Genomic DNA, 6,396 nt, shown 5'->3' on the forward strand with positions numbered 1-6,396 from the left:
ACGGCAGCCTAACCCCGGCAGAGGCTCCACTTATCGACGCGGATATTCTGTTCAGACAACCGGGGCCAGCTCAGTCGATCGGAATCAGCTTGCCAGTCTCATCGCGGCCGCCTGGGCCAATTGCAATGACTTCGCCCTGCGAGGGTTTTTCCTTGGCTGTGTCGGGAATGATAATGCCACCAGCGGTCTTCTCATCGGCGTCGATGCGCTTGACCACGACGCGGTCGTGAAGCGGACGGAAATTCATACAAGACTCCTGAGCGTTTTGAGCAAGTTGGAGATAGTCACATTGTGACAAGCCCAATTATAGCAAAGGTCAGGCCAATAATGAGCTGAACGATCCATGCCTGCAGCTTTTCCTTGGCTGTGTCGGGAATGATAACGCCGCAAGCGGTATTCTTATCGGCCTGGATGCGCATGACCACGACGCGGTCGTGAAGCGGACGAAAATTCATGCCGGTTTCCTGAGCTCAAGTTGGTGATAGCCACATTGTGACAAACCAAATTACAGCAAGAGTCAGGCCAAAAATCAGCTGAACGATCTATGCCTGCAGTTCTGTTGATCCGTTGGCTGGTCTGCGCGTGTCTTTGTCCGGAAGCAGACGCCCTTGGAGACATGGCCGCCAAGCTGTTGCGGAAGTGACATTGCGTTTCGCCGAAACACGCGGTTGAACCCAGAGTTCCTCACGGCCCTTACACGGATCGAAGCGTCGCGTATTTCGACGGCGCTGGCCGGCCTGCACATGATTGCTTCGTCTGACAGCAGCGTCTGGAGCCGGCGACGGGGAAAACGTGGGGCGCACAAGATTCAGCGAAGAGCGGACCCGAGCAATATGAGATCCTCGCGCATAATAGCAATTGTACCAACTATCTCGAGCGCGGGGCGTTCAAGAATTGATCGGCTCCGACCTATCAGGCCATTGGGCGCTGCGGTACGAACACAGCAGACCGGGGCATGAGGAAGGCGCATGGAGTCACGCGTCATCGGCACGGCAATCCGCCGCGGTCGCCGACCACACGTTCGACCGAGTCGCGCTTCTGCGCGCTTGGTAAGGCTGGCGGCCAAACCGCATGCGCCGGATCCTCACGTCGGTGTCGGATCTTGGTTGCGCTTGTGCACGTTCGAGCTTTGTCAGCTATGATGGAACAGCGGTGCTGATGGGAATTCGCTTCCGCAGTTCTAGCAGCCCGGCTCGCCCAATTCAGATGATCGCCGTCTTCTTCCCATTTGTTGTGTTCGGGACTGACTAGTCGTGTTTCGACCTATTGTCCGAGCCGTCTGCCGCACATTTCACTCAGGCCTATAAACAAAACACACGCACACTTTACCGCTGTCCTAAGCGGCTGGCAGGAAATTTGAAGCCCGTACGTTGGCGGCAGCAGTTGTTGACCCGCCGTCCTATGCAAAAGGAAAAAGAATGGATTTATCAGCTTATGGAGTGACTGAACTGACCTACGAAGAAGCATGCGCTGCTGGGGGCTCCGGTTGCTGGATCGAGTGAGTGCCAGATCCTTACACGGGTGTGTTGGTCCCGACAGTAGTCTGCGACGATTAAGCAGCTTTCGTGAGATTAAGCAGCTTTCGTGAGAAGTAGCTGGCGAGCCGGCGCGGTAAACAGATGCAGGCCGGCTCGCCTCAGGCTCATTTGTAAACTTCGTTGCGGAACGAAACGCTTTCGCGCCGTAGCAATGGCGCGAATATACCGTTCGACTTGCGTCGGTAAGAGTCCGTCGCTCTGGGCAGACACAATGCGGGCGGCTGGCGATCTCAAAGACGGTTAACCTCTCTGGCGCCCCAGAATCTGCCGACCTGCATTACCAGCGTCCCCCCATTCGAGAGGAGACCAAAAATGAAAGTCAATACGGCATCTTACAATGTGGCCGAAATCGATGCTGACGAAGTAGCGGCGAGTCCGAGAGGGGTGAGCTCTGTCTATCTGCAGTAGTTGTTGCGAGCATGTTCGCAGTCGTGGCTGCTTGGCAGCTAATGAGCTACTAGCCGTCCTTTGGTTGGAGAGCTGGATCGGGCCGCTGAATGTCGCCCAGTGTTTTGCACCAGCCAATCGCATCAACTCATGCCACTATGAGTGATGCGTTGCTTGCTCCGGTAATGGCTGGTCGCACTGCTGTGAGCATCTTGGCCCGAGGATCAGGACGATCCTTGGCGATCTACTAGCTCATTATGCTGTCCGTAGTTGCGGGTGTGGATTCGCTGCCGGCCATCATTATAATGCTCTCTCTTCAAGGTGCCGGTACTATTCGTTCCATAATTGAGAAGAGTCCGCTGATTGCGCCGCTTTCCGCGTGCATTTCTCGTGTCCTTGCTGTCCACGACGATCGGGTTGTGCACGGCCAGAAACTTCTGGTTTTCGACGAAAAGTTCATTGAGGAGGAAGTCGCTGCGTTGGCGAACGCAATCCGTCTGAAGCGCGATTCGTGCCAGTGACCTCCAGGCACGCAGTTCGACCCTCCCGCCCGACTCCGGACCGAGTTCGCCAAGGCGCGGCTACGTTTTATCCACCCGTTGCGGGAGAACCAACATGCCCGCAGCAATGGCGCGGTGTACCTCGAAAGGGCAAAGCGCCTCCGCCACGCTGCTGCAGCGCGCGCCAACGTAGTTGAGGACAAGACGTTGGCTCTGCAGAGGCTTGAGTTGAAAGGCGAGATCCTCCCACGGAGCAAATTCGCCGAATGGAGTCAGCAGCCGGTCGACACTAACCTTCGCCTTCAGGAGTTGAACGCCAGGTTACATCGACCTCAGGGCGAGCGCGACCTGACCGGCGTTCGCGCACCCGCGTCCGGCGATCTCGAGCAATTCTCCGGCCTCTCGCCCGGCAGCTACGTCCAGGCGTCGCAAACCGTGTGTTGGATATCGCGGGAAGGCGAACTGGTGCAGATATTTACGTTTCTCCTAAAGACACCGGGTTTGTGCGGCAAGGTCAGACGGCGCGCCTCCAGGTCGATGCCTTCAATTCCAATCAATGGGGAGGGCGCGACGCGACAGTGCTGAACGTCACACAGGATTTTCGTCCTGCTAGATAAGAATCTGGTCTTCAAGGTCCGCTGCGTGCTCTCTCGCAGTTACCTTGCACTCAAAAGTGGAACTATCGGCCATCTGAAGAAAGGCATGACTGTACGAGTCCGATTCGTCGTCGCCGAGCGCACTCGCCTGCAACTCATCTACATTGAGATGGACGATTGGCTCAACCCGCTCTTGGCTGCTAGCCAAATATCTAACTTTTAAAAGTCAGTGAACCACCGTGCCGAGTCAGATCGTCAAGTTTAAGCAGCGCGACATGACGGATTGTGGGACCGTCAGTCTTGCTTCAGTTGCAGCCCACTACGGCTGCAAGTTGCCATTGTCTCGTATCCGCCAGTATGCCTCGACCGACCGCTCCGGCACCACGCTGTCGGGTCTTTTGCATGCCGCTCAAAAGTTGGGCTTCATTGCGAAGGGGGTCAAGGGCGACTTCGACAGCTTGTACAGGATACCAAAGCCCGCTATTGCGCATATGACCGTCAAGGATGGGCTGCACCACTTCGTGGTCGTCGTGGCGATCGACGCGCGGTGGGTCACCGTCATGGACCCGGCGTTCGGAGAAATCCGAAAGCTATCGCATGAAGAGTTCAAGGTGCAATGGACTGGCGTCCTGGTGCTGCTGGTTCCGGCAGAGACCTTCAAGCGTCGCGATGAGACCACCTCTACCATTGTCCGCTTCGCGCGACTGCTTGCGCCACACAGAGCGGCGTTGACCCAGGCTCTCGTCGGCGCGCTGGTAACCACGATCCTCGATCTTTCAATGGCCATTTACGTCCAGAAGATCGTCGATCAGGTTGTGACATCAGGCAATCGCAACGTGCTTAACCTCTTGGGCGTCGCGATGTTGCTGATCCTAGTGCTTCAGACCTTAATCAATCTGCTTCGAAGCCGGATCGTGTTGGCGACAGGGCAGAAGATCGATGTGTGCTTGATCCTCAGTTACTACAATCACATCCTAAGCTTACCTCAAAAGTTCTTCCACAGTATGCGCGTTGGAGAAATCGTCTCCCGGATGAACGATGCGGTGAAAATCAGGAGCTTCCTTAACGAGCTCTCGATCACGATGTTCGTCAACATTCTGGTGACACTGTTCTCGCTCGCGCTGCTGTTCCTCTGCTCGTGGAAGATCGCCGTTGTCGTGGCGATCTCGGTTTCGCTTTGCGTCTTGTTATATTGGACCATCGACAGGCTGAACAGGAAACGACAGCGAGCGATGATGGAGAGTGCCGCCGATCTCGCGGCGCAACTGGTGGAATCGCTCAGAGCTGTTTCTACGATCAAGGCATTCGGCATCGAGCGCGGTGCCTGCCTCAAGATGGAGACCCGCTTCGTCAAGACGCTGCAGTCGGCCTACAGCGTCGGTCTCGTCTCAATCGCCGGAGATAATGCCTGTAGCTTCCTCTCAACTCTGGTTACAATCCTGCTAATGTGGTTTGGCACGACGCTTGTTCTGGACCGGACCGTCACTCCAGGTGAGTTGCTTTCCTGCTATGCACTGCTCGGCTATATCAACCGACCACTCGCCGACCTGATCCAAACTAACAGAATCGTGCAGGACGCCTTTGTTGTGGCGGATCGCCTGTTCGAGATCTTGGACCTAGAGCCGGCATCTGACGGCACTGCTGATCTCACAAAATCCGGGCTTGGTGATATCAGCCTGGAGAATGTCACGTTTCGCCATGGCGCCCAGCCAAAGCTCTTTCAAGATCTGAGCGTCACGTTCCGCAGAGGGGAGATAACCGCAGTGGTGGGGGAAAGCGGCTCCGGCAAGAGCTCCCTTGCTGCGCTGCTACAGAATATTTATCCGATTGAGGGAGGACCCATCCGGATCGGTTCCTATGATCTCAAGGACGTTTCGAAGGGATCCCTGCGCAGGATTGTCGGTGCGGTACCCCAATCAGCGGACGTATTCTCGGGCTCCGTGATCGAGAACATCGCACTTGGTGAATTCGAACCTGAGATCGATAGGATTATGAAAATCTGCGATCAAACTGGGCTGCGGGAGGCAATCGAGCATTGGCCCGGAGGTTTCCAAGCCTACCTGGGCGAAAATGGCGTAAAGTTGTCTGGTGGCGAGAAGCAGCACCTTTCGTTGGCACGAGTTCTATACCGGGATCCGGAAATCCTAATTTTGGACGAGCCGACCTCCTCCCTCGATTCTGTTGCGGAAGCCACCGTGCACCGGTTCCTTGAGGATTTGCGTCGGGACGGCAAGACTATCGTGGTCATCTCTCACCGACTCAGCACCATCTGTGGTGCCGACAAGATCGTCCTCTTAGACAGGGGCCAGATCGTTGCGGAGGGCAGACATCCTGATCTGCTGGCTGAAAGCGCTTATGCGCGCTTGTGGCAGACGTAAACCGTCGAGCCCTAAAGTTGCAGATGATGGCTTATCGGAAAATTCGGCGGAATCGTGGGAGAGCTTATCCTCTCAAACTGACCCTGCTGATCGACGTTCGAAAGTGTATACCACGCTCGGTGATGGAGCGAGATCGGCAGCCAAACAACGATCCACGCCTGATGACCGACGTGCAAGCATCGGGAGAGCGTGCGCGAACTCAACCAAAAGGCATGTGAAATCTCGAGGTGAACTACGCCAGCGGCAAGCTGAGGTCGTCAGAGGGCGTGGTCTCATGGCTTAAGCGCTTCGATTTCGTTCCAAGGTAAGCCGTTGGTAATACGCTGAAGTATCTGACCTTACGCGAATGGATCGACATTGTTCATTTACGTCGTTTGCGGCAGGTTGCGAATGGCTGCCAAGGTTTGTCGCCGCCGTCGCTGCCCGCGAAGAGATTCTCGAATTGTTGTAGCTGATGGCGCGTTCGACGGTGGTGGAGACGAGCTCAATGCGGCCACCGGGGGGAAGCGTTGGAAGATGGCGCGCCGAGAGACGGCATAGCGGATCGCCTCGGCCAGCTTTGATTTGCCGGAGATCCGCGGCAAAGTTTGCTGCCAGAAGTCGAAGAGATCCGCGACGACCGCCGTGCAGTGTTTTACTTGCGCGCAGCAATGCATGCGTCGGTTCCTTGTTCTCGTACGGTATTCCGAAGAACAGGTGATTACACTGAGTGGTTCACCCATTGCGTCAGCGAATCTGGGATGGCAGCGGTCAGTCGGCTGGGCACATCTTGCCTGCCGCAACCCCGACCGAGGTGATTGGCTATTCCTGCGCACGAGAGATCGGTATGGCGGGCACGCTTTGGGGAGAATAATCGACGACTGACATTCGTACGAAGCCGATCTTTCTGCCGCTCCGAAAGGCAGACCGGAGACGACGATCTAGTACCCGGAATCAGAGCTGAGTGAGACGGCGGCCTTTGAAACGGCGTTGACGGACCTTTTTCTTGGTCCAGACG

3 protein-coding genes and 1 pseudogene are annotated in these 6,396 nt (G+C 56.1%); 2 read left to right on the forward strand and 2 right to left on the reverse strand.

The window, feature by feature from the left end; translation table 11 throughout:
* Nucleotides 1-73: 73 nt before the first annotated feature.
* Together D6B98_RS39130 and D6B98_RS42120 are read right to left on the reverse strand one after the other, a co-directional pair.
* Nucleotides 74-247: pseudogene (locus D6B98_RS39130) on the reverse strand (co-chaperone GroES); the annotation flags it as partial.
* A 37-nt stretch (nt 248-284) separates the two neighbouring features.
* A complete protein-coding gene (locus D6B98_RS42120) occupies nt 285-455 on the reverse strand; it encodes a hypothetical protein (RefSeq protein ID WP_126262197.1) in 171 nt (56 codons plus the stop codon).
* Nucleotides 456-2,928: 2,473 nt separating this feature from the next.
* Between D6B98_RS42120 and D6B98_RS42125 the strand changes: the two genes are divergently transcribed.
* Nucleotides 2,929-3,042 (forward strand): hypothetical protein, encoded by a 114-nt coding sequence (locus tag D6B98_RS42125; protein ID WP_502699968.1) that lies wholly within the window; start codon nt 2,929-2,931, stop codon nt 3,040-3,042.
* A 254-nt stretch (nt 3,043-3,296) separates the two neighbouring features.
* A complete protein-coding gene (locus tag D6B98_RS39145) occupies nt 3,297-5,399 on the forward strand; it encodes a peptidase domain-containing ABC transporter (RefSeq protein WP_430642610.1) in 2,103 nt (700 codons plus the stop codon).
* Nucleotides 5,400-6,396 lie beyond the last annotated feature (997 nt).

Origin of the sequence: Bradyrhizobium sp. LVM 105 (genome assembly GCF_003957705.1) — a bacterium.
In the GTDB taxonomy this organism is placed as follows: Bacteria; Pseudomonadota; Alphaproteobacteria; order Rhizobiales; family Xanthobacteraceae; genus Bradyrhizobium; species Bradyrhizobium frederickii.